Annotated in this window: 23 protein-coding genes and 1 pseudogene; 17 read left to right on the forward strand and 7 right to left on the reverse strand. The window is 44.1% G+C overall.

What is annotated here, in order from left to right; translation table 11 throughout:
- The first annotated feature begins 96 nt into the window (after positions 1–96).
- Both AC58UU_RS21975 and AC58UU_RS21980 read left to right on the forward strand, forming a co-directional pair.
- Positions 97–1,278 (forward strand): MFS transporter, encoded by a 1,182-nt coding sequence (locus AC58UU_RS21975; RefSeq protein ID WP_497318850.1) that lies wholly within the window; start codon positions 97–99, stop codon positions 1,276–1,278.
- A gap of 79 nt (positions 1,279–1,357) precedes the next feature.
- The gene (locus AC58UU_RS21980; protein WP_497318852.1) at positions 1,358–2,335 is read left to right on the forward strand and encodes an aldo/keto reductase; all 978 of its coding nucleotides are present in this window, start codon (positions 1,358–1,360) and stop codon (positions 2,333–2,335) included.
- 164 nt (positions 2,336–2,499) lie between these two features.
- Here the strand turns inward: AC58UU_RS21980 and AC58UU_RS21985 are convergent, their stop codons facing one another.
- From AC58UU_RS21985 to AC58UU_RS21995, 3 genes are all read right to left on the reverse strand, one after another.
- Positions 2,500–3,162, reverse strand: a complete 663-nt coding sequence (locus tag AC58UU_RS21985; RefSeq protein ID WP_497318853.1) for a PspA/IM30 family protein — start codon at positions 3,160–3,162, stop codon at positions 2,500–2,502.
- Positions 3,149–3,454, reverse strand: a complete 306-nt coding sequence (locus AC58UU_RS21990; protein WP_497318854.1) for a hypothetical protein — start codon at positions 3,452–3,454, stop codon at positions 3,149–3,151. Before AC58UU_RS21990 ends, AC58UU_RS21985 begins: the two co-directional genes overlap by 14 nt.
- Before the next feature lie 228 nt (positions 3,455–3,682).
- Positions 3,683–4,519 carry a sugar nucleotide-binding protein gene (locus tag AC58UU_RS21995; protein ID WP_497318856.1) on the reverse strand — a complete coding sequence of 279 codons (837 nt, stop codon included), beginning with the start codon at positions 4,517–4,519 and terminating at the stop codon, positions 3,683–3,685.
- Between the two features lie 181 nt (positions 4,520–4,700).
- Here AC58UU_RS21995 and AC58UU_RS22000 point away from each other — a divergent pair, with 181 nt between their 5' ends.
- On the forward strand, positions 4,701–5,240 hold the full coding sequence (locus tag AC58UU_RS22000) for an RDD family protein (protein ID WP_497318858.1): 540 nt from the start codon (positions 4,701–4,703) through the stop codon (positions 5,238–5,240).
- A 36-nt stretch (positions 5,241–5,276) separates the two neighbouring features.
- Here the strand turns inward: AC58UU_RS22000 and AC58UU_RS22005 are convergent, their stop codons facing one another.
- A complete protein-coding gene (locus AC58UU_RS22005) occupies positions 5,277–5,498 on the reverse strand; it encodes a PLDc N-terminal domain-containing protein (RefSeq protein ID WP_497318860.1) in 222 nt (73 codons plus the stop codon).
- Positions 5,499–5,999: 501 nt separating this feature from the next.
- On the opposite strand from AC58UU_RS22005, the gene AC58UU_RS22010 reads away from it, so the two are divergent.
- Positions 6,000–7,499, forward strand: a complete 1,500-nt coding sequence (locus AC58UU_RS22010; RefSeq protein ID WP_497318861.1) for a malate:quinone oxidoreductase — start codon at positions 6,000–6,002, stop codon at positions 7,497–7,499.
- Between the two features lie 353 nt (positions 7,500–7,852).
- Complete coding sequence (locus AC58UU_RS22015; RefSeq protein WP_497318862.1) at positions 7,853–8,770, forward strand: DMT family transporter; 918 nt, start codon at positions 7,853–7,855, stop codon at positions 8,768–8,770.
- Between the two features lie 235 nt (positions 8,771–9,005).
- Here the strand turns inward: AC58UU_RS22015 and AC58UU_RS22020 are convergent, their stop codons facing one another.
- Positions 9,006–9,602 (reverse strand): hypothetical protein, encoded by a 597-nt coding sequence (locus AC58UU_RS22020; RefSeq protein WP_497318864.1) that lies wholly within the window; start codon positions 9,600–9,602, stop codon positions 9,006–9,008.
- Positions 9,603–9,905: 303 nt separating this feature from the next.
- Between AC58UU_RS22020 and AC58UU_RS22025 the strand changes: the two genes are divergently transcribed.
- Entirely contained in the window at positions 9,906–10,424 is a 519-nt protein-coding gene (locus AC58UU_RS22025; protein ID WP_497318866.1) for a GyrI-like domain-containing protein, read from the forward strand.
- A gap of 146 nt (positions 10,425–10,570) precedes the next feature.
- On the opposite strand, the gene AC58UU_RS22030 is transcribed toward AC58UU_RS22025, so the two are convergent.
- Complete coding sequence (locus tag AC58UU_RS22030; protein WP_497318868.1) at positions 10,571–11,116, reverse strand: TetR/AcrR family transcriptional regulator; 546 nt, start codon at positions 11,114–11,116, stop codon at positions 10,571–10,573.
- A 201-nt stretch (positions 11,117–11,317) separates the two neighbouring features.
- On the opposite strand from AC58UU_RS22030, the gene AC58UU_RS22035 reads away from it, so the two are divergent.
- The 11 genes and pseudogenes from AC58UU_RS22035 to AC58UU_RS22085 all read left to right on the forward strand — a co-directional run bounded on the left by AC58UU_RS22035 (position 11,318) and on the right by AC58UU_RS22085 (position 22,633).
- A complete protein-coding gene (locus AC58UU_RS22035) occupies positions 11,318–11,647 on the forward strand; it encodes a carboxymuconolactone decarboxylase family protein (RefSeq protein ID WP_497318870.1) in 330 nt (109 codons plus the stop codon).
- 51 nt (positions 11,648–11,698) lie between these two features.
- Positions 11,699–12,679, forward strand: a complete 981-nt coding sequence (locus tag AC58UU_RS22040) for an aldo/keto reductase (RefSeq protein WP_497318872.1) — start codon at positions 11,699–11,701, stop codon at positions 12,677–12,679.
- A 61-nt stretch (positions 12,680–12,740) separates the two neighbouring features.
- The gene (locus AC58UU_RS22045; RefSeq protein WP_497318873.1) at positions 12,741–13,877 is read left to right on the forward strand and encodes an MFS transporter; all 1,137 of its coding nucleotides are present in this window, start codon (positions 12,741–12,743) and stop codon (positions 13,875–13,877) included.
- 186 nt (positions 13,878–14,063) lie between these two features.
- Positions 14,064–14,168 (forward strand): annotated as a pseudogene (locus AC58UU_RS22050) (S-layer homology domain-containing protein); the annotation flags it as partial.
- Between the two features lie 438 nt (positions 14,169–14,606).
- Positions 14,607–15,593: an aldo/keto reductase gene (locus AC58UU_RS22055; protein ID WP_497318874.1), complete on the forward strand. Its 987-nt coding sequence runs from the start codon at positions 14,607–14,609 to the stop codon at positions 15,591–15,593.
- Positions 15,594–16,119: 526 nt separating this feature from the next.
- Positions 16,120–17,160, forward strand: a complete 1,041-nt coding sequence (locus AC58UU_RS22060; protein WP_497318876.1) for an NAD(P)-dependent alcohol dehydrogenase — start codon at positions 16,120–16,122, stop codon at positions 17,158–17,160.
- Between the two features lie 168 nt (positions 17,161–17,328).
- On the forward strand, positions 17,329–17,655 hold the full coding sequence (locus AC58UU_RS22065; RefSeq protein ID WP_497318878.1) for an MATE family efflux transporter: 327 nt from the start codon (positions 17,329–17,331) through the stop codon (positions 17,653–17,655).
- 24 nt (positions 17,656–17,679) lie between these two features.
- Positions 17,680–18,096, forward strand: a complete 417-nt coding sequence (locus tag AC58UU_RS22070; RefSeq protein ID WP_497318879.1) for a cupin domain-containing protein — start codon at positions 17,680–17,682, stop codon at positions 18,094–18,096.
- Positions 18,097–18,944: 848 nt separating this feature from the next.
- Positions 18,945–19,247, forward strand: a complete 303-nt coding sequence (locus AC58UU_RS22075) for a hypothetical protein (RefSeq protein ID WP_497318880.1) — start codon at positions 18,945–18,947, stop codon at positions 19,245–19,247.
- A gap of 13 nt (positions 19,248–19,260) precedes the next feature.
- A complete protein-coding gene (locus tag AC58UU_RS22080; protein ID WP_497318882.1) occupies positions 19,261–19,719 on the forward strand; it encodes a type II toxin-antitoxin system VapC family toxin in 459 nt (152 codons plus the stop codon).
- A gap of 571 nt (positions 19,720–20,290) precedes the next feature.
- Positions 20,291–22,633 carry a glycoside hydrolase family 95 protein gene (locus tag AC58UU_RS22085; protein ID WP_497318883.1) on the forward strand — a complete coding sequence of 781 codons (2,343 nt, stop codon included), beginning with the start codon at positions 20,291–20,293 and terminating at the stop codon, positions 22,631–22,633.
- 138 nt (positions 22,634–22,771) lie between these two features.
- Here AC58UU_RS22085 and AC58UU_RS22090 read toward each other — a convergent pair whose 3' ends face one another.
- Positions 22,772–23,245 (reverse strand): DinB family protein, encoded by a 474-nt coding sequence (locus AC58UU_RS22090; RefSeq protein ID WP_497318884.1) that lies wholly within the window; start codon positions 23,243–23,245, stop codon positions 22,772–22,774.
- Positions 23,246–23,371: the final 126 nt, after the last annotated feature.

Below are 23,371 nucleotides of genomic sequence, written 5' to 3' on the forward strand. Positions count from 1 at the left end.
GACAAATGAGATAACGGTCTGTTTTTCATTTATTGCATAATAAGGTTACGCCTTTAACACATAAGAGTTCTTGACAGAACTTGAGGAGGAATGAAAGTGGAACGCCTATGGACGAAGCCGTTTATTCTCATGACGGTAGGGATGTTTTTCCTATTCACCGGATTTTATTCGCTGTATCCGACGCTGCCGCTGTTCATCAAACAGTTGGGCGGCAACGAAGCGCAGGTTGGTCTAGCGGCGGGCGCGTTTATGCTGTCTGCCGTTATTTTTCGCCCGATCGTCGGCGTGCTGCTGGACCGTTTTGGCAGGCGTCCGTTTATCGTGTGGGGGCTGCTTCTTTTTACGTTAGCGATGTATATGTATGACTGGATCGGCGGAATTGTCGTTTTGATGGGGCTCAGAATATTGCACGGGATGAGCTGGGCCGTTTCCACAACAGCTGTTTACACGGCGATTGCGGATATGATCCCGTCGGCCCGTCGCGGAGAAGGAATGGGTTGGTTTGGCACGGCCACGACCATGGCTATGGCTGTCGGCCCGATATTCGGCATCTGGGTTACACAGAACCTATCGTACCACGCTCTGTTTCTATTCGCCGTAGGCCTTTCTTCCGCAGCGCTGCTCTTGACGTTTGGTGCAAAAATGCCTTTCCGGCCAAAATCTGTCGCAAGGAGAATCGAATTTTTTGAAAAATCGGTCTTGCCCGTCACGGCATCAAGCTTTTTTCATGCTATCGCTTATGGCGGCATTACCACCTTTGTCCCACTGTTCGCTAACTCGATCAAGGTCAATCCCGGCGCGTTCTTTCTGGCCTATGCCGCAACGCTTGCCCTGATCCGTCCCATTGCGGGAAAACTTTCGGACCGGCACGGCGAGACGTTAGTCATTGTACCGGCCCTTGTGATTACGATTTCGGCTTTGATTACCTTGAGCTTTTCAACTGGATTGTTTGGCGTGCTCGTTTCAGCGGTACTGTACGGTATCGGTTTCGGTTCCGTGAATCCGGCTCTTCAAGCGGCAACGATACGTCTTGCCCACCCGGATCGTAAAGGAGTTGCCACTGCTTCTTTATTGACTTCTACCGACCTCGGTATCGGGCTAGGTGCGATCATGCTAGGCTGGGTCTCCCAGTATACGAGCTACCAGCTAATGTTTACGGTCAGCGCCGTGTCGGTCGCGTTTTCCTTGTTGCTGTTCACGTACTTTGCGAAACGTTTGTTGAAAAACAAAGGGCTTCGCCCTATGAACACCGGTTCTATTCCCTCGGAAACAAATTGACGCAGCTCGCTGCGGCGCGCTTCTTTCGGTCAGAATACATGAACCAGTGAAAAATAAAACTAAGGAGTGTATCGATTAAATGGAGTATGTAAAGCTTGGCCGCACCGGTTTGGAAGTTTCCCGAATTTGCCTTGGTTGCATGAGTTATGGGGTACCCGAACGCGGAATAGCTCCTTGGTCGCTGAATGAAGAGGAAAGCAGACCATTCATTAAAAAAGCGCTAGAACTAGGTATTAACTTCTTCGATACTGCGAATGTTTACTCTGACGGGACAAGCGAGGAAATTGTCGGACGTGCATTGAAGGAATTCGCCCGTCGTAATGAGGTCGTCATTGCGACAAAGGTATACTTCCGCATGCGTCCGGGTCCGAATGGTGCGGGACTTTCCCGTAAGGCAATCATGAGCGAAATTGATAACAGCCTAAAACGGCTGGGTACGGATTACGTCGATTTGTATCAGATCCACCGCTTCGATAACACGACGCCTATTGAAGAGACGATGGAGGCACTCCATGACGTAGTAAAGGCAGGTAAGGCAAGGTATATAGGAGCATCCTCGATGTATGCTTGGCAGTTCTTGAAAGCGCAGCATGTCGCCGAACGTAATGGTTGGACCCGGTTTGTCTCCATGCAGAATTTATTGAATTTACTGTATAGGGAAGAAGAGAGGGAGATGCTGCCGCTTTGCCGCTCAGAGGGAATCGGGATAATTCCATGGAGTCCGCTTGCTAAAGGACGGTTAACCCGAGAATGGGATGAAAAGACAGCCCGTTCAGAGATAGACGAAGCCGGTCAAAGGCTAGTTGCGGCAATGGTAGACGCAGATCGCAAGATCGTGGAGAGAGTTGCTGAAATTGCCGCCACGCGGGGCATTCCTCGCGCGCAAGTCGCGCTTGCATGGGTACTGCAAAAAGAGCAGGTAACAGCGCCGATCATAGGCGCAACAAAGCTTAATCATCTGGAGGATTCAGTTGCAGCGTTATCGGTGAAGCTGGATTCAAACGAAATTGCGAGTCTAGAGGAGCCTTATGTACCGCATCAGATATACGGCAACTAAAACTAGATGCTTCATCAAAAGGGGGATAGCCTCTATTTTTATGTGAGCATAGAAAGTCAGAAAACTGGAATATTATAAACTTTTCGGTTTCAAATGTAAAAAAGACGACACTCTTAAGAGGTCGTCTTTTTTTGGTACTATTGTTGAATTGTAGGTAAAATAACCTACTTTCTCTCAGCTTTAAGCCGCTCCAGCTCCTGCTGCACCTCGTTTTTGATAAGGGTATTCGTTCCAGCCGAGGCGGGATTGTGAAAAAAACGATCGACCTGAGCGTCTGCGGCGGCTCTAGCTTCCATCTGCCACACCTGCTCCTCCATTCTGGAAAAACCTTTTCGAACGGTATCCGTATCAACGGAAGAAACGGCACGGTTCAGGTCTTGCATAGCTCGAGCGCTATTTGCTCTGGACATTAGAAACCACTTTTGGCTTTGCAGCTCGTCGTACAGCGCGTTCGAAGTATGAAGCGTTTCTTGCAGCATTGCGATATGCTGTTTCACAGTCTGATACTGCTCTCGATACACGTGGAGCCTCTTTTCGCAAATGAGCTTTTCTTCTATTGCGAGCTGTGCGATCGTTTCATCATCCCGATCGAGCGCGAGATTTGCTTGTCGGACACGATTTCCGATTACCTTCTCAAGCTCGCTGATCAACGCTTCAAACTTGCGCTCTGCGATCAATTGATTCGCAAGCGCGTTCTTGGCGGTAGCGATTTGTTCCTCCAGCTCTCTAAGGTATTGCTTGATCATGTAGATCGGATTTTCCATTTTATCTAGCATCTCGTTGATATCGGCCAATGCAATGTCTTTTACTCTTTTAAAAATTCCCATTTGGTTTCTCCTCCTTGTGAATGTTGCGCTCCCATTCGTCTAACATGTTCGCCCTGTGACTTAAGGGCATTTGATAGTAAACCGACGGCATGGCAGCATCGATATTTGTAAACTGGTTGTTCTGCTTATGTGTTCGAAATCTTCTCCACAACAAATAGCCAATTAAAACGACGACAAGCAACAGTACGATGCTCAGAAGTGGCGATCCATGAAATCCATGGTGAATGCCATCATAGGAGTTATCTTTGAATTGGTGCCAATTTTCCGATCCTCTTATATGCCTTTCTCTCATCTCTCATTCCTTCCTCTCTATTGTTTTACTTACATTTAGAAGTATAGGCTTGGTTTCTTAAGGAAAAGTGAAAGCCAACTGAATCTTAATTGAAAGGTTGCTGAAAATACGCTGAATGTGCGCTCCATCCGAGACACTGAGGTCTTGGACGAGGTATACTTAAATCAATAGAACAGAGTTCAAGCAGGCTACCAATTGTAAACTCGGTGGCCTGCTGTGCTAACGGGCTCACTTGAAAATTGATAAATATTCGATCAACTGCTCGTGGTTCATTTGGAGTTTATTCGGCAAGGGATTATTGGTTAAAAGAGAGTTATCGTATCTTTCGGGGATGACTGAGGAAAAAGTATCCTGCTTTAATACTTCGAATGCAACATCTGTATAACCCCAACGTGTCAAAAGTTTTTTTGTGAATTCTGAATGATTCATGATATCGGTAGTCCCAAGGTGGTAAATGCCCATTAGCCCTTGTTCCATCAAATATGTAAGCTGCATCGATAATAACTGATCGGTGTTCCTGGTGGAATACAAATTGGTATAGATCTTTATTGACTCTCCGTATTGAAGCTGTTGTCTCAACTCGTTGGTTCGAGGTGTATCATGACCAAAAAGGGCTGGGATCCTAACAATGATAAGTTTATCTAAAAGTATTTCAGCCAATATCCTTTCACATTCCGCTTTAAATTGTCCATAATCACTGGCAGCGGAGGGGGGATCCTCTTCGAAATGCGGCGAGTTGGTACTTGCATCAAATACATTAGAGGTGGAACAAAAAATCATTCGGCCCCCTGTATTTCTTAAGTATTCAGCAGTTTTAATATGGAACTTAAGCTGCTTTACAAAATCTCCGCGCAAAGCCATAACTACGAAGTCGGGATTGACTTGCGATAAAAACTTGTCCAGTAAATCAAGTTCGTCAATCGGAAGCTGAATAGTACGATCTGAAGGTAAAAATGATGGTTTACTCAAATTATAACTTCCATAAACATCATGATGATTAACTGTAAGAGTTTTAGTTAATGCTTTTCCGACTGTTCCGCTTACTCCGAAAATAATTATTTTCATTTAGTCTTATCTCCTTTGAGGATTTAGGGTAGTAATGTCACAAGATTAATCAAGCCGATATGGGGGGGTGGAATATAATTAATTGGGCACATAAGTTCTTTAGGGGACTTTTTAAAAATATTATTTTGAGGTGATGATGCTAGGAGCATGAGAAAGTTAATTATATGGGAGCTGACAATCAGTGGACGATCGGATACATGAAAATCTAAAGAGCGTATCGTTTGGTACCCGCATAATCGCCTTTTTTTGGGATTATCTTATCATTTTGGGCTACATCATCCTGTTGATCGGAGTATCTTTTCTTGCAAGACCGCAGGTGACTCCGCTGTTTACGACAAGCCCCTTGTTGGCGGAGTTCACTGGGTTTCTATTCATTACACTGCCTGTATATCTTTATTTTGCCATATGTGAGGGGTCGAAATCGCATGCAACATGGGGTAAACGAAAAATGAGGATTGTGGTGGCTGGCATTTACGGTCAACCAATCGGATTTAGATCCTCGCTTTTTCGTTCTACCCTTAAATTCATCCCTTGGGAGCTCGCCCATTTCACGATATGGCACATGGTGATTCCTTCTGAGTATCCCAATTATTTAATTTATTCATTATTGGGGACAGTCTACGGTCTGGTACTTATTTACTTGATAAGTCCATTATGGAGCAAAAATAAACAAACGGTTTACGACTCTATCGTGGGGATTGTTATAAGGTATAAGGATTAAGGATTCATTGGGAAATTTCGGTGATTCGATCTGGAACTAATCATTACGAATAATTAAATAAACGATCAGTCCTATGATTGGGAAAAACAACATTGCTAATAAAATAATTATTGCAAATTCCGTGCTTTTACCTCTCCTTATGCTATCTCGATATGCCCAAACGCATAAAACTATATGTACCAAAAATAACGCAAAGGATATTAAAAAAAATAATAAAATAATACCGGAGCTAAATGCAAAACCAACGTTACTATGCAAGTTTGACCCCCCTTTTTAGAATTATTAGTTTGTGCGAAACCACAGTGAGAAAGTACCAAGTTATTTTCAAGGTTGGATACTGAGTAATATTGTTGTAAAAAATACCATGGATGGTTATACCCTACTTATCATAATAGTGTTTGCATCATTAATAAATACTGAGTTTATTTAAATAAAAGTATGGGGGGAGTCTTTCGAAAGGTTCACTGGTAACGGCAAACCAAAGCCTTAATCCTTGCAAGAAGCTGGGTTAAGACCTTGGTTTTTGTGTGTTCATTAGACTTTGTGGACGGATTTCTGACTTGTTACCAGCTTTTAAATAGCTTATAATTATCAGATAATAGTAGATATTTTAATCTGTAAAAAATTGTAATACACGATGATATGTTTATAATTGAAACAGAAAAGGTGTGTGACTAGTTCGCGCCTTGTTTTGGTGTGACGCCTTAGCAGGAGCGCCTACATCCTTTCTGCAAACTTTAGGGTATAAGGATGGTTAAAATGAGCAACAGAGAAACTAAAACAGATGTCATCTTAATTGGTGCCGGAATCATGAGTGCGACCTTAGGGACACTTCTGAAAGAATTAGTACCGGAATGGGAAATTACAGTGTTTGAGAAGCTCGAAAATGCAGGTGAGGAAAGCACAAACGAATGGAATAATGCAGGAACAGGGCATGCGGCACTGTGCGAGCTTAACTACACTGTCGAAAAACCAGACGGATCTGTAGATATTAGCAAAGCTATAAAAATTAATGAACAGTTTCAGCTTTCCATGCAGTTTTGGTCTTATCTTGTAAACAGCAAGCTGATACGTAATCCGCAGGACTTTATCATGCCCTTACCTCATATGAGTATGGTACAAGGGGAACAAAATGTATCGTTTTTAAAGAAACGTTTTGAAGCGATGTCAAAAAATCCTCTGTTTCAAGGGATGGAATTTTCCGATGACCCTGAAAAACTGATGGAATGGATTCCGCTTATTATACAAGATCGTTCATCGAATGAACCTATAGCGGCAACAAAAATCGACTCTGGAACAGATGTCAACTTTGGTGCTTTAACGCGCATTTTGTTTGACCACTTAAAGAGTAAAAACGTCGATATCAAATACAAACATAGCGTTGATAATATCAAACGTACTAGCGACGGCTCGTGGGAATTGAAAGTACGAAACGATAGCGGTAACGTCGAACGCCATACTGCAAAATTCGTCTTTATCGGAGGCGGAGGAGGAAGCCTGCATTTACTGCAAAAATCCGGTATTCCTGAAGGAAAACATATTGGTGGTTTCCCGGTAAGCGGAATATTTATGGTGTGTAATAATCCGGAAGTTGTAGCGCAGCATCATGCAAAAGTATACGGCAAAGCTAAGGTTGGAGCTCCTCCAATGTCTGTTCCGCATCTTGACACAAGATTTATCGACAATAAAAAATCGTTGCTATTTGGACCGTTTGCCGGCTTCTCACCAAAGTTTTTAAAAACCGGTTCAATGTTTGATTTGGTAACTTCAGTAAAACCGAATAATCTCGTAACTATGTTGTCGGCAGGTGCCAAAAACATGTCATTGACAAAATACCTGATCGAGCAAGTAATGTTATCGAAAGAAAAGCGCATGGAAGAGTTACGAGAGTTTATCCCGAACGCCAAAAGCGATGATTGGGATTCAGTAGCAGCGGGCCAACGTGTGCAAGTTATCAAAGATACTGAAGCTGGCGGCAAAGGTACACTTCAATTTGGTACGGAAGTTATTAGTGCCGCTGATGGCTCGATTGCAGCATTACTGGGTGCTTCTCCAGGTGCTTCTACTGCTGTTCACGTTATGCTTGAGGTAATTAAAAAATGCTTCCCGCAACATATAAAAGAGTGGGAACAGAAAATTAAAGAAATGATTCCTTCTTATGGCGTGTCACTAATGGAAAATCAAGAGCTTCTGCATGAAATTCATACTTCATCAGCAAAGGCTCTTGGTCTAATCGAAAAAGAGTTAGTCTCTAGTTAATTCTTTGGCTGTAGAAACAAAGGTATTTAATGAAAAGGTTATGCAACACTTTTCAAAAGGCGGCATTCTAGGATTGAACAGGAACTGGCCCAAGCATTAAAAGCGCGATGTCATTTTAGCATCGCGCTTTTTAAATTTAAGTAAGGCTATAAGGAGTCGAACAAAACGGTTAACGTTATTAGGAGGGGACAAAAGTGGAAGCGTTGATTGAAGAGTACGGCCGCGGATACGCAATGAGGGGCTTGCTTCACGGCACTCCTCTTTTTTTATTTGTTACCACCAATTGAACCTTTGGCCCAATCGTCGTAAACTGGGGGATAGTGTTTCTTGAACGGGAAGGAAGGGACCTCCATATGAAAATGAAATCGTATTTGTTGCTCTCTGTTTGTATTTTGTTCTGGGGCAGCAACTTTGTATTCGGGGCTATATTAGTGAAGCAGTTTTCGCCAATGCTCCTTTCGGCTATCCGGCTTTCCTTTACATCCTTATTTTTTATAGGATACGCACTGCTTACGAGAAATTCCGTTCGCCTGCAGCTGTCGGATTGGAAGCTCTTAATTCCGCTAAGCCTGATAGGAACGCTTGCAAACCAAACCGCTTTTTTTACCGGGATAAAAACAGTGGATGGGACAACAGCCGCCCTAATCTTATCACTTGCGCCTATTACAACAGCCATTCTCGCATGGTTATTTCTTAGGGAGCCGCTAACCCAAAGGGTAGCCGGTGGTGCCATCATTGCGGTACTAGGGGTTTATTGCGTGGTTGGAGTAGGTAAGCCGTTCCAGATTACACCTGGGATGTGGCTAATCTTTATCGCTATGTTGACCTTTGCCGCTTCAATTATTATGATGCGGAAGCTGATTGAGCGTATCGATCCGTTCAGCGCAACCATGTACTCGACTCTCATTGGTTGTGCTATGCAAATCATAGCTGCTTCGTTGGTGGAGCCGGTAAATGCCATATGGCAGGCACCGCTATGGGCGTGGTTCCTTGCCATCGCAACCGCACTGCTGATGCAAGGGTTGTGTGGACTTCTTTGGAATCGTCAAATCAAAGAGGTCGGTGCAGCCAAAGCGGCTGTCTTTTTGAATTTGCAGCCCTTCGTTGCGATGCTCGTCGGGTTTGCTTTGCTCGGGACACCTGTGACTTGGCCACAAATTGGCGGCTCGGTGCTTATTATTTTTGGGGTTATGGTAGCAACAGAATTGCTGCCGAAGCGGGGTGCGCAGTTTTTTGCAAAGCACTCAAAGGAGGAGAAGATCTCATCCTGATAAAATTCAACGAGGAATGTTTGCTCAATACATACCTTAAAAGGCTGCCGGCATGATCGGCAGCCTTTGCTCATCAAACGGGCAGATTAACGGAGGTGCGCATAAATAATAAGAGAAGCTGAAATGCCTGGGACATAGGTTAATCAACTCAAACTCCCTATAGATCGCAGCTGCCGCTGATGGTCTTTGAAAAACGAGTCTGGAGCCTTTTATCGTTCATTTTTGTCGTTCAAATTCAAAAATTACGCCTATTCTTTTCGATGTACGTCTTGATTTTGTCGCGATTATCGGGAACAACCTCCGCCGCTTCCGACGTATGGCGAATAGTTTCCGTAACGCCCCAATAATCACTACCCGGCGTTTTATTGAAATAGTTTAAGTCTAAGTCGTGAAGGATGCGGTGCAAGTATATAAGGGCTTGAACGTCGTGCTTTTCGCGGGCGATCATCGCAAGGTCGGCGGCGCGGTAAAGGTCGATTTCGGCGCCTTGAAAGTTCGAAAGCATCGCAGCAAGCTGACGATATGCTTCCGAGTTCAATACGTCAATAGTACGCGCGGTATCCCACTCGGTCGCCTTCGTAAAATTATCGTCATTCCCGTATCCGACCAACATATTCATTTGTTCGTGATAGATCTTCAACGTTTCGATCGCGGGACCTTCTGGCGATAACTCGTCGATTGTGGGCGCCTTAACTTGTTCGGCGATTTCGGGCGTCTTCGGCGACTTTCCCTCGATTGCAGTAACTTTATCGTATCCCCAAGCGATTACCGATCCGATAAGTACGACGGTAACAACCGCGGCAATTAGATTCATTTTTAAGCTTGCCTTCATGTTTGTCCCCCGTTCATCCTGGTGTTTTGTACGTTCATTTTTATATACGTAGAATTTACCATAATGTTTCTCTTTAGAACTTTCATACGCACTATGTTGAGTCGGCATATAAACAGTTGCGGCAACGAGGAGCCGATGTTGGAGAGATTGAGGAGTTCGACGGAATGCGAGGATTTTCACTTACGCTCACGAATGGGCAGGATAGCCTTATCAAATTTATAAAAAGGATTTTTCTGGAAAAAGACGAATATATTTAACGGGATGTCTTCATCATGGATAATCGTGAAGTGAGGAGAGGGTATTTTGCAAAAGACGATAGCGGTTGAGTTAATTGAAGTGGCGCCTTTCAAAGCCTTGGCAATACGGACGGGGATGACACCTGACAAGAGCGGGACGCGGGTGGCGTGGAGCAACCTTACAGCGCAGGTTCCCCTTAAGGATGCGCGACTGACAGATGGGCCCTCTGCATATGTGTTCATTCCGCAGGATCAATGGAGCAAGCAAGTCGATACGCTCTGGGTCGGACTGGCGGTTAGCGAGTTCGGAGATGTACCGGATGGCATTGAGTCTCTGGTGGTACGCGGAGGGCTCTGTGCTAGCGCCCGCGTATACGGGAATGAGGCGCACATGTGGCGCGTATATGATGCAATGTTTGCGTGGCTAGAGCAGTCGCCCGAGTATGAGCTCGATCGGCGTGAAGGAGTACTCGGGATGGAGACGGTTCCGCTTGAACCATTGAACGCTCTCACAATCCCCTATGCGGAAATTGAAACATTCGACTTTACGATGCTATACCCGGTGCGCAAGAAGTCGGGGCTTTAATGTTCAAGTAAACGAAGTCATTCCATTTCTAGAGTGGCTTTACGCTATCGGAAAACGAGAGTTAAATAAACTACTATGAAGGCAGCCGGTTCAAATCGGTTGCCTTTTCCCCGCAAAGGGCTAAAAATGCTACAGTCAGATATCGATTACACATTTCTCTCTAACAAAGTCCCCAGTTGTTCTGCCAAGACAGGATGGGGGACAGGCTTTTCATGAGTAAACCACCATTCCACTATCCCTACGAAAGCAGATGCAACAAACCTAACGACAAGATCTTCATTTAACCCACCGTTTTTTCCTTGGGTTACATCAACCTCATTCGTAAATTCTTCGATCAGAAAGTCAAGAAACCGACCACGAAAATAAGGAGCGCCTTTACTCGCTAACATCATTGAAAAGAATGAATAATTGCGCTCAAAGTATTCGGTCCAGATCAGAGTCGATTCGGTAAAATCCAATTCTGATGCCCCTCTGCACAAATCCCTTAGAATGTTAATATGTTCTTCAATGAGCTTATCCAGCAGATCAAATTTATCCAAATAATGTAGATAGATGGTCCCGCGGCTCACATTCGCCCTGTCGGAAAGATCCTGTATCGTAATATCATCAAAATTTTTCTCTGACATTAGTTCAATAACAGCTTTTTTTAACGCTTCCTGCGTTTTGAGTATTCTTCGATCCACTTTAGCCAATTGGTGGTCACCAAGCTTTCGTAAATAATTAACAATTATTAATTAGTTGTTCATTTCTTAACAAAACTCGCTCATTTAACAATTGCAGATGTACTGTATCTGCTTATAATTATAGACACGTGTACATTAATACATCAAGAATTATTATTGATTTAATGTTTGTTTATTACGACCTGAAAATAATTAGAAGGAGGTATAAAAATGTCAAAGGAAAAAGAACTGACAGGCGCACAAAAAATGATCGGAGATTTCGCCCCGAAACTCGTGGAGCTTACTGACGACGTTTTGTTTGGCGATGTTTGGGAACGCAAGGAGTTGTCTCCGCGAGACCGCAGCCTGATTACCGTAGCAAGTCTGATCACCGGAGGAAATACGGAGCAACTGACATTTCATTTGAATAAAGCGAAGGAAAATGGGATTTCAGAAGAAGAACTCAAAGAAGTGATTATTCATCTCGCTTTTTATGCCGGTTGGCCGAAATCGATGTCTGCCATTGTGGTTGCCAAAAAAGTGTTTTCAGAAGGGCAATAAAGAGTGCCGGCGAGACTTCTTACTTGATATGAAAAAGGAGTGTACAGACGAATGGAATATGTGAAACTTGGAAATACAGGCTTGGATGTATCCCGGATTTGTCTTGGCTGTATGGGCTTTGGTGAAGCAGGGCGGTGGATTCATCAGTGGGTACTTGATGAGGAACGCAGTCGTCCAATCATTAAGAAAGCTTTGGAGCTTGGTATCAATTTTTTTGATACGGCGAATGTATATTCATCCGGATCAAGTGAGGAGATTATTGGTCGAGCTTTAAATGACTTTGCAAATCGGGATGAAATTGTCATCGCATCAAAAGTTAATGGCCGCATGCATGAAGGTCCCAATGGTGCCGGACTTTCCCGAAAGGCAATCATGAGTGAGATTGATAAAAGTCTTAAGAGACTGGGAACAGATTATGTAGATCTGTACCAAATTCACCGCTGGGATTACAATACGCCTATCGAAGAGACAATGGAAGCCTTGCATGATGTGGTAAAGGCAGGAAAGGCAAGATACATAGGCGCTTCTGCCATGTATGCATGGCAGTTTCTGAAGGCTTTGCATGCAGCCGAGAAAAATGGATGGACCCGGTTCGTATCGATGCAGAATCATTTGAACCTTATATACCGTGAAGAGGAGAGGGAGATGCTGCCGCTTTGCAAGGTAGAAAAAATCGGTGTGATTCCATATAGCCCGCTTGCAGGTGGAAGATTGACGCGTGATACGCAGGAAACAACACATCGTTCCGAAACCGATCAAATTGCGAAAGCTAAATACGATGCGACAGCAAATACCGACCGATTTGTCATAGAGCGGGTTGCGGCAATTGCAGAAAAACATGGCGTTCCACGCGTTCAAATCGCACTTGCCTGGTTGCTGCAGAAAGAACCGGTAACGGCTCCTATTATCGGTGCGACGAAAGTGTCTCATCTCGAAGATGCGATAGCTGCTCTCTCAATTAAATTAACATCTGAAGAAATAGCGTCGCTGGAAGAACCGTATGTCCCTCACCCAATAATTGGTTTTCAATAATAGTAGTGCGAAAGGGAGGAGTGGACAGTGGAACTCCTATGGGACGAAGCAGTTTTCTCTCATGACTATAGGAAACCTATTTCTATTTAACGCGTTTTATATGCTGTATCCGACGTTGCCGCCGTTCATCAAACAGATGGGAGGCAACCAATCGCAGGTCGGTCTGGCGATGGGCGCGTTTGCGCTGTCGGCCGTTATTTTTCGGCCGATCGTCGGCGGCCTCCTAGACCGGTTCGGTAGACGTCCCTTTATCGTCTGGGGGCTGCTTCTTTTCACCTTGGCGATGTATATGTATAACTGGGTCGGAGGAATTGTCGTTCTGATAGGGCTCAGAATCTTGCACGGGATGAGTTGGGCCGTTTCCACAACCGCCACGATCACGGCGATCACGGATATGATCCCGTCCACCCGCCGCGGCGAGGGAATGGGGTGGTTTAGTACGTCCATGACCCTGGCTATGGCAATCGGCCCGATGTTCGGCATTTGGGTTGCACAGAACCTATCGTATAGCGCTTTGTTTTTATTCGCCGTCGTCCTCTCTGCGGCAGCGCTTCTCCTAACGCTTGGTACAAAAATGCCTTTCCGGCCGCAAACGGGCGCAAGAAGAATCGAATTGTTCGAAAAATCGGTCTTGCCCGTTGCGGCATCGGTCTTTTTTCTGTTTATTGCTTATGGCGGCATTACCACCTTTGTTCCGCTGTTCGCTGACTCGATTCAGGTCAATTCCGGCGCGTTCTTTCTGGCTTTTGCTGCATCGCTTGCGCTCAGCCGTCCCATTTCTGGAAAACTTTCTGATCGGTACGGAGAGATGCTTGTCATAGTACCGGCACTTGTGATTACGATTTGTGCATTGATTGTCTTAAGCCTCTCGACCGGTTTGATCAGAGTGCTAGTATCGGCGGTTCTATATGGTATCGGCTTCGGTTCTGCGCAGCCGGCTCTTCAAGCGGTAACGATACGTCTGGCCCGTTCGGACCGTAAAGGGGTTGCTAACGCCACTATAACGACTGCTAATGACCTTGGCATCGGACTAGGTGCGATCATGCTAGGCTGGATCTCCCAGTACACAAGCTACCAATTATTGTTCGCGGTCAGCGCCGTGTCCGTAGCGTTTTCCTTAACACTTTTCACTTTTTTTGTGAAACGTTTGTTGAAAAACAAACAGTCACTCACGCAGTTGAATTCGAATGGGCTCTGATTTTATATTATTAACAAATGTTCATTAATACATCAAAGGACATTTTTAATTACCGCTTAAATAGCGGTTTTTTTGTTTTAAGCTCGGGACATATAATATCACTCCTTCTGCATGAATCGTTACTCCTGCATTATAAAATCTTTGAATATGTCAATTGGTATTTAAGCTACTCATGCAACGGCTAAAGCCTTATTTAACGGATATGAGGACGGCACGGTGAAGCCGAAAGCGAATACCACACGCGCAGAAGCGGTGGCTATTATTATAAGAGCGCTGCAGCATAAGAAGTAGGTTTACTCAGATTAGCGTATGTTCCGTGAAAGCGAGTAGTTGTAGGCACCTGTTCTACGAGGGGACTTTATCGAGGTCTATGTCTCATGCTCACTGAAGGTATGCGAAACCATCTTATTGCTCTTGCATACCGCGATCGTCATGTGATTTCTTATCCACGTAAAACGGAGCAGTTTGTCTAAGACAGCTGCTTCCTGTTCAATTTAGCTACTATTCCACTCAATCAGTTTGGCGAGTTCACCCTACTGTTTAGTATTTCCTCAGATAGGCTTCTCATTGTTGTTTTATCTTTCGTATGTAACGTTAGTGGTAGTGAGAGAATTAGGCAATCATTTAAGACAAATGAGATACCGGTCCTTTTTTCATTTACTGCATAATAAGGTTACGCCCTTTAACAATAAGATAATCTAAAACTGTATAAAGAAAGGAAGATAAATTATGCAAAAGCGTAAATTGGGAAAAAGTGGCCTGGAAGTTTCTGCTATCGGGCTCGGTTGCATGGGAATGAGCTACGGTTTTGGTCCAGCTTCCGACAAGCAGGAAATGATCTCTGTAATTCGAGATGCTGTTGAACGTGGCGTTACTTTCTTTGACACAGCCGAAGTGTACGGACCATACATGAACGAAGAGCTTGTAGGAGAAGCGCTCCTTCCCTTTAAGGATAAAGTGGTGATTGCCACTAAGTTCGGCTTTAATATTCAAGATGGTAAACAGACTGGGATGAATAGTCGGCCTGGGCATATCAGGAAAGTTGTCGAAGACTCGCTTAAACGGCTTAAAGTCGAAGCCATTGACCTCTACTATCAGCATCGGGTTGATCCGGATGTGCCAATCGAGGAAGTAGCGGGAGCAATGAAAGAACTGATTCAGGAAGGTAAGGTTAAGTATTGGGGGCTTTCTGAGGCAGGAGTGAAGACGATCCGTCGTGCACACGCAGTCCAGCCGCTCGCCGCAGTCCAGAGCGAATACTCACTGTGGTGGAGACGTCCCGAAGAGGAATTGTTGCCTACCCTGGAGGAGCTCGGCATAGGCTTTGTTCCGTTCAGTCCTTTGGGTAAGGGATACCTAACGGGAAGTTATAATGCAAATGCGACATTTGACAATGGCGATATACGTAGTATACTTCCGCGCTTTACACCTGAGGCTCTTGAAGCAAATCAGGTTATGGTAGACTTGCTTAAAGAAGTAGCCGAACAGAAGAAAGCGACACCTGCTCAAATTGCACTCGCGTGGCTGCTTGCTCAAAAACCGTGGATTGTCCCGATCCCAGGTACGCGGAAATTGAATCGTCTGGATGAAAACTTGGGAGCGGCTAACATTGAACTGACACCTGAGGATTTACTTGATATAAATTCCGCGGCCTCGAAGATTACTTTGATGGGAGCGCGGTATACGGAGGAGCTAGAAAAAAGGACTGGCCTCTGAAAATTAGGCAATAGCATAGACTTAATTAGGATGGTTATAAAATAATAAATAGCCGAGATTCCGCTACAGGAAGATCGGCTTTTTTTAACGCTTCTTGTGTTTTGAGTATTCTTCTATCGACTTTAGACATTGAGGTCACCAGACTCTTTCGTATAATAATAAACAATTTTCAAATGTTTGTTCACTAATTGACAAATTGCACCCATCTAACAATTGAAAATATTCTGTATTTATTTAAATTTATATACAAATGTACATTAATAATTCAAAGTTTATTATTGATGATTAGTTTAATAGTTACCCGCCAAAACTCGCCAAATCGCTGATCCGGGGTGCTGCAGATAATAAAACATTTATATTGATTTGTTCACTAATGAACAAATCGTGTTGATTTGACAATTGCAAGCATCATATGTCCATGTATAATAATATACATCTGATCATTAATGTATTATTGTTCATTATATGCAGGCGGCTTATTTTAGCAGCGTCTCACTTTTCAAGGAGCAAAGGAGTAGAGAAAAACATGTGTAAGACTAATGTTCTAAGTGTCCCAAGTGCAAAAGCACCATTTGAAAAGACCACGATTGAGCGGAGAGAATTACGACAGGATGACGTCTTAATCGATATAAAGTTTTGTGGTATTTGCCACTCCGACATTCACAATGCTTACGGTGAATGGGGAGGTGGAATGTACCCGATGGTTCCTGGTCACGAAATGGCCGGAGTCGTAACAGCAGTTGGATCAGAAGTTACGAAATTAGCCGTTGGCGATCACGTTGGTGTTGGTTGCTTTGTTGACTCCTGCGGACAATGCGAATACTGCCTCAGCGACGAGGAGCAATTTTGTACGAAAGGCGTTATCAACTCATATAATTCATTAGATTATGATGGCAATCAAACATACGGTGGATATAGCCAGAAAATCGTTGTAAAGGAAGATTTCGTTGTCCGTATTCCAGACGTTCTGGATTTGGATGTTGCAAGCCCACTATTGTGTGCAGGTATCACCACGTATTCTCCTTTGAAAAAATGGAACGCTGGCCCGGGTAAGAAGGTTGCCATTGTGGGAATGGGAGGTCTTGGCCACCTAGCGGTCCAATATGCGCATGCCATGGGTGCTGAAGTAACGGTCCTGAGTCAGTCTTTAAATAAGAAAGACGAAGCCCTGAGTTTGGGCGCGGATCATTACTTTGCAACCAGCGATCCCGCTACATTTGCCGAGTTGGCTGGTCGTTTTGACATCATCTTAAACACAGTGTCTGCAAATCTCGATGTTGATGCGTATTTATCCATGCTTCGTGTAGATGGAGCGCTAGTTAATGTTGGTGCACCGAACCAGCCAGACAAATACAATGTATTTTCATTAATCATGAAGCGTTGCAGCATTGCAGGCTCACTCGTTGGCGGAATCCGGGAAACGCAAGAGATGCTCGATTTCTCCGCTCAACACGGCATTGCCCCTAAAATTGAGGTGATCAGTGCTGATCAAGTAGGCGAAGCGTTTGAGCGTATTCTCCGTAGTGATGTGCGTTATCGATTCGTAATTGACATATCTACCTTGTAATCGGCTCTGGTGAAAGATGGGTTGGCCAATTCAATTGGTTAAACCCATTCTTTTGTTTATTGAAATCGTATTTCCGAATTGGAGCCTCGAATAAGGGAGACATTAAAGATAGCCATGCTTTGCAAAAGCATATGAAATGTAGGAAACGAATTCATCGAAGGACTATTATTGGAGCAGAAAGCTTTAGAGACACAAAAGTTTTTTACGAATTGGGATTTATTCACATTATTTATACCACTTATGATAGAGCAGTTTTTAGGGTTTCTGGTGGGATTGGCAGACTCAATTATGGTAGCCTATGTGGGTGAATCAGCCGTGCCTGGAGTGTCTTTGGTGGATTTTGTCATGGCATTGCTCATTAGTTTGTTCGCAGCTCTAGCTACTGGTGGTGCTGTCATTGCAGGACAGTATATGGGCAGGAATCAGATAGAAGAATCAAGAGAAGCAGCGAATCAACTGGTATGGTTTGTAGGTGCAGTTTCCATCATAATCTAAATTTAGTATACGAGGAGAATAAAAATGAATAAATCAAATCATTTGAATGAAAGTGTAATCTTCCCGAAAGGTGAAAAAATTACGAATGACTATTTCATAGGGACAGCATGGCTTGAAATGCTAGTTTCTACTGACAGCACTTTTAATTGCCCGATAGGTAATGTAACTTTTGAACCAGGCGCAAGAAATAACTGGCATAAGCATGCAGGGGGCCAGATTCTGCTTGTTACCGGGGGCAAAGGATATTATCAGGAAGAAGGCAAACCGGTACAGGTGCTTCATGAAGGGGATGTAGTAAAGATCCATCCGGATGTGAAACATTGGCATGGTGCTACACCGAATAGTTGGTTTACACATATCGCGATAAGTACTAATGTTCAAATGGGGGGCAACGAATGGTTGGAACCCGTAACGGATGATGAATATAACAATTTAAAATAACGGGGCTGGAAGTTCTGTCTATGCTGCAACTAAGTTTGCTGTACGTGATATTTCTGAAGGACTACGTTAAGAAGAGTCGGTGAGCCCTTCGGGGCTATTTCTATAGGAGTCGTTTATATCCCAAGCCATACTGCGCATTGGCTGTGTGTCCTGCCGGAGCAGCCGGTTTGTCTGATACCCGCGATTCAGCATCTCATATTTTGTAAGGAAAGTGCTTACCCCAAAAAGTTATTGATCCATCGAATAGCAGGCTTGCTCTACCATATCACCAAGCGAAACGACAGAGATGTCGTTTTTTATTATTATCAGTATAATAGAAGCTGGCACGTAGAGATGGTAAGTGGGAGTAATTCAAAAAGCTCAAGCTGATAAATTGAATTTTTTGCGAAGAAAGAGGTTGTGGAATGTCTTCAGAAAACCAAAAAATCAATATACTCGGAGACTTTTTAAAATCCCGCCGGGAACGGATCAAGCCGGATCATGTCAGCACTGTTGGTCGCTTTTGAACAAGAAGAACGCTGGGAATACGCAGAGAAGAGGTTGCAATAAGAAGGGTCTTTTCTTTATATGGAGTGTTGATCTTGGATATCTAGCCCCTTAGGTTCTCGTCCATGACAGCCGTTGCTTCTATTTTTCGAGTCAGTCTAATAATATTATTTTACGGAGTCTGATGGTCTTGTAATTCGAAAAGCCGTGTGGGATCAACACATCCAGTCTAATACTTTATTTTCCAAAGACACCCATCACCTTGCTGGAAGTAGAAGATGGCTTTCCGCCCTACATTACCCCCTGAAATCGACAGAATTCGACGAATCGTTATAAAAGCTATGCAAAAGGAGTGAATCACGATGGCGAATAATTACAAACGCTTCATTCAAAATCAATTCGAAAAAGCGAAGTCAACCGCTTCCGAATTCATTTCTACAAGAAGTGAAGAACAAGAAGAAGGCACTATAGAACTCAATCCGCAATATTATGTTGAGCTGAAAGCAATCGCCGATATGCAGCATACGACCGTGCAAGCGATCGTCAATGGAATCATTGTCCAACACCTGGCAAGCGCCAAATACGAATCAACCCCCATTTCAGTGGATCTAAAGGAAGATAACCCGCTTCTGTATTTGGTTGGTATTTGCAAATTAGAGGATTAAGGAGTGCTGACATATGGATAACTACTTGAATATTCAGGATGCAATTTTTCTAGATGAAACAGCTTTAGCCGCTTTAATGAACCCTGAAGACCCCCGCTATGCGAAAGCTCGTTCCCTGATTCTGGATTTGCATGATCTTGAACGTAATTACGTAACGACAAACTCCATTATATTTGACCTTCACGAATGGCTTCGCAATGAATACAGCTATCAACAGGCGGAATATTTTCTGAATGCAATTGATAAAGCAGTGAGTAAAGGCAAGTTGGCGCTCATCTCCAGCGGCCCCGAATTAGAGGGGGAATCGCGCAGATTGCTTATGGACAGGCCCGAGCTCCGTTTCTCACTTAGCGAAGCATTCACAGCTGTGACCATGTCCTATTATCAGGTTAAACGCATCTTTACTTTCAATCGCAATTTCATGATGCTTGCCAATTTGGATAAGGATATTCGAATCATTCCATCCAATTAAAAGCCTTTAAACAAATACAGCCTGCCCTCTTGAGAGGCCGGCTGTATTTGTTTCGTTGCCATGCCGTAAATTGCTTTTTCCGTCGCTTCTTTATAACACCCTCATTAACGACGAATGAAACCCTCCCATAACGCCGAAGCGAAAGTGGACCCTACTGATAATATTTAATAGATGGGTTATGCTGTTTAAGTGCATCAAAGTAAGAACGATCCCGTTTCTCGAAGATAACCTCCTCGAATTGATATGGGCCTTCCGGCGTGTCGCTCACGGCTCTTAAAACGCGGGACAGAATCCAAAAGAATCAGCTGCTCAGGTCTTGAGCGATACTAAATTTATAGAGCATAAATATCCTTAAAACGGAAATATGTACGTATAATTCCGAAGTGTATCTATTAGAAAATTGAATCCTGTAGTATAAATATAGAAAGCGCTATCAGAGGGGGGGCAACTAGCGCATTGAGCAGAAGGAGAATCATGTTGAATACCAATTAAATTGAATTAATTTAAATGAATACAATATATTCGAATAATTGTATTTTGATCGAAAAAAGTAATGTGAGGAGATAGAAAAATGAAAATTCAATATTTCTCTGCAGCTGAAAAGTGGACAGAGGCGCTGCCCATTGGTAATGGCCGACTCGGTGCCATGATATTTGGCGGGGTGATGAACGAACATTTGCAATTCAATGAAGACACGTTGTGGTCCGGTTCCCCAAAGGACGGCAACAATCCCAGAGCCAAAGAAGTACTTCCAGAAGTCCGCCGTCTTCTCATGGATGGTAAATTCATAGAAGCAGATAAGCTGAGTAAGGAAATGCTGGGTCCGTACACGCAATCCTATATGCCGCTTGGCGACTTGCACCTTAAGTTTGATCACGGAGATCTTTATCAAACTTATCACCGGAGCCTATCTCTTCAAGAAGGAATATCGCGTGTGGAGTATCGGATTGGCAATGTTACATACAGCAGGGAAATATTTGCTTCCCATCCGGACCAAGTGATTGTACTTCGTTTGCAATCAAGTAAAACGGGTATGTTGAACCTGCATGCTAGGCTGGATAGTCAGCTCCATTATCAAACGGATACATTTGGAAATGATCTGCTGCTTAAGGGAACTGCACCCGAACACGTGGATCCGAATTACTATGCCACCGACAATCCGGTTGTATTCGGTGATCCTATAACTACAGAAGCTATACGTTTTGAAGCTCGTCTAGGGGCAGTCCTGGATGATGGTAAGCTGCAAGTCGATCATGACGGCATGCATATTCTTGGAGCTACGGGAGTCACTCTCTATTTCGTGGCAGAGACTAGCTTTAACGGTTATGACAAATCCCCCGGCAAGCAGGGGAAGAATCCCGAGCCTCTTGCAGCCAGAGCGCTAGAGTTAGTGAAGGCGCAATCGTATGATTCACTTCGACGCAAACACATTGAGGATTATCAAGCTCTATTTAATCGGGTAGAACTTAGCTTGGGTGAAACCATTGCGCCAGCCGATTTATCGACGGAGAAGCGGATATCCGAATATGGGGCCAAGGATCCCGGACTGATCGAGCTCTTATTTCATTACGGCCGTTATCTGATGATTGCTAGCTCTCGTCCAGGCACGCAACCGGCTAATTTGCAGGGCATCTGGAATAAAGAAATACGGCCGCCGTGGAGCAGCAACTATACGCTTAACATTAATGCACAAATGAATTATTGGATGGTAGAAACCTGCAATCTTGCGGAATGCCATGAGCCTTTTCTTAGTTTTATCGGAAGATTGTCGCAGAACGGAAAGAAAACGGCAGATGTACATTATGGGGCTCGTGGCTGGACGGCACATCACAATACGGATATTTGGTGCCAAGCCTCACCTGTAGGTGATTATGGTCAAGGTGATCCCGTTTGGGCATTATGGCCGATGGGGGGACCCTGGTCAACACAGCATTTATGGGAGCACTATGCATTTGGCAAAAATGACACTTTCTTGCGCAATTATGCTTATCCTATTATGAAAGAAGCGGCGCTTTTTTGCCTGGATTGGTTGGTAGATGACGGTTCTGGCCGATTGATTACCATGCCATCGACTTCTCCGGAACACAAATTTGTGACCGCAGAAGGAAAAGCCGGCGTTAGCGTGGCAGCCACCATGGATCTGTCAATCATTTGGGATTTGTTTACGAACTGTATGGAAGCATCAGAAATTTTGCAAATGGATGCTGACTTCCATCAAGAATTGGACGATGCACGAAGTCGCTTATTTCCGATGCAAATCGGCAAATATGGCCAGCTTCAGGAGTGGTCCCAGGATTTCGAGGACGAAGATAAGCACCACAGGCATATCTCTCATTTATTCGGTGTTTATCCTGGCCGTCAGTTGACACAGCATACAACACCGGAGCTATATGCTGCAGCGCAGCAATCCCTGAATAGGCGCGGAGATGAGGGGACGGGATGGAGTCTTGGCTGGAAAGTGGGATTATGGGCCCGATTTGGAGATGGAAACCGAGCGCATGACCTAATAGCCAATCTGCTTAGGCTTGTTAAAGATGATACGGAAAATTATCAAACTGGGGGCATTTATGCGAATCTGTTTGATGCTCACCCCCCGTTTCAAATTGATGGCAATTTTGCCGCAGCATCAGGAATAGCTGAACTGCTGCTGCAATCCCATCAAGGTTATCTTCACTTGCTTCCCGCTCTACCTGATGCTTGGCCGACAGGCTTCGTTAAAGGCTTAAGGGCACGCGGAGGATTCGAGGTGAACATAAGTTGGAATAATGGCGAAATTGTTCAAGCGGAGATTTATTCTCATTCTGGAGGACTTTGCAGTGTTCATATCAATGCTTTGGTTAGGAGTGAATTTCTAACGGTGATAGGAAAACGGTATACTCTTTCATTGAATCCATTGAACATTCAAGAACATTGAATGATTCCTTTGAACAATAACCTGTATAGAAGGGCAACAACGCGAACTAGTAATCATCCAAATCAGCTATTTCGCAGCAATAAGCCGAAGCATGGCTCAACCACGCTCCGGCTTATTTAGTTCACGTTTGCACTCGTATTAATGCTTACCTTGAATGACCTTAAGTAAGCAATCGCAGGTTGCAAGATGCATCCCTTCATGGACTATTCCAAAGTTGAGCAACTCTCCCACTCTATTAAACGTGAGTGGTCCAAATTGCAGCGGCTTTTCGAACGGTAGCTCCAGACTCTCGGGGGATAACTCAGATAGTTGGCTAAGTTGAGCTGACAGCTGCTGGATGAGCTCTTCCTTCGATGGAGGCGTGTTGGTCCAGTTTGCCGGCGCGGTTCCGGAGTTGAAGAACGATGCGTAGCTTGCGGGAATGGCTGATTTTTTCGAGAAACCAAGCATCATGTAGGCATCCATCCAATAAATCATGTGTCCAACGTTCCAGCGAATCGTGTTATTATAGGAAGCAGTTTGAATGTCGAATAGTTCCTCTGGAATCGCCTGCACCTGGTGAAGCGCCACTTGACGTACTGTTTTTGTCGTATTGATAATCATTTCTGACATGTTGTTTTCCTCCTTTGAATTGAGAAGCGTTTGATATGTACTTAGTATAGGTTTCATGGTTTGTTCCATCAATGCAGTACGAATTACCGGAACGTTAAGTATAAGTTAACGATTATGCATTGACAG

This window comes from Paenibacillus sp. JT22N1 (assembly GCF_059692155.1).